The 1,329-nt window shown below is 43.7% G+C and carries 1 protein-coding gene; it reads right to left on the bottom strand.

What is annotated here, in order from left to right; translation table 11 throughout:
* On the bottom strand, positions 1-1,329 hold a 1,329-nt coding region (gene speA / locus A3757_RS20455; RefSeq protein ID WP_068740202.1), incomplete at both ends, for a biosynthetic arginine decarboxylase.

Genomic DNA, 1,329 nt, shown 5'->3' with positions numbered 1-1,329 from the left:
ACGTGTTGGCGTCTCATGCAGCCTGTGAATTGGCATAATCGGAAACAGTTGATCAATCGCCCATATGTCTGGCAGCGATTGAAATAGGCTAAAGTTTCCATAGTAGATATCTGCCAACGATAGCTTAAGGTCTTCCAGGTCTGGTGGCGTTTTATCCATTGTATCTAACAGGTCTGCGATACAATGAAGAACATCGAGAAATAAGTTTTCTGCGATTGATCGCTCTCTTAATGAGAGCTGCCCACGCTTGAATAAAGCACGCACTTCATCACGATAAAAATGCGCATCGTTATAACACTCCTGTACTCGCCGTGGCGATAGGTAGTCTTTTATCTCACGAATCTTTGTGAGTAGTTGATGCTCCTCAGGCGATGGTTCGGGCAGACTGATTGGTTCAAAAATATTGGTATCTAGAATATTGAACAGCAGAATTGAAGAGTAAGCGACAGTTGCTCGCCCAGATTCCGTGACAATCGTTGGGTGAGGAATATTATGGTCGTCCAAGGTTTGCTTGAGAGTATCGACAATATCTTCACAATATTCTTCAAGCGTGTAGTTACGACTTTTATCGTCATTGCTTTGTGCGCCGGTATAATCAACCGCTAAGCCACCACCCAAATCTATATGGGTTAATTCTGCACCCTCACTCATTAGGTCAGTAAAATAGCGGCAGGCTTCTACGACACCACTTCGAATATCATGAATGCTGGGGATTTGTGAACCTAAGTGGCAGTGCAATAATTCGAGGCAGTGCAGCATGTTCTCTTGCTTTAGCTTATCAACCACATCGATAAGTTGTGTGCTAGTTAGACCAAACACACTGCGATCACCGCTCGTTGAATTCCAATGCCCACTGACTTGAGAGGTCATTTTCACCCGCACACCAATGTGGGGTTGAATGTTCATTTGGCGGCTCAATCTTATAATAATGGGCAGCTCGGTTAAGGTTTCAATCACAAAAAAGCATAGGAAGCCCAGTTTGGTTGCTTGTAAACCAAGCTCAATAAACTCTTCATCTTTATAGCCGTTACAGATAATCAAACTGCCCGGCTCTTCAAGTGTCGATAGCGCAGCAATCATTTCAGGTTTACTGCCGACTTCAAGGCCATGCTTGAAACGAGCACCAAAACTGGCAATCTCTTCAACAACCTGCGCTTGTTGATTTACCTTGATCGGATAAACACCCCGATAAGGTGATTGATAGTTTAACTTTTCTATCGCCTCAGCAAAGGCATCATTTAGGCGCTTAATTTGAGCATCTAGAATATTTTCGACTCGCAACAAAACCGGCATCTGAAGGTCCCGATCGATCATTCCTTCTACAATGTT

The organism is Oleiphilus sp. HI0117 (genome assembly GCF_001635235.1).
This window is presented reverse-complemented; position numbering and strand designations above follow the sequence as displayed.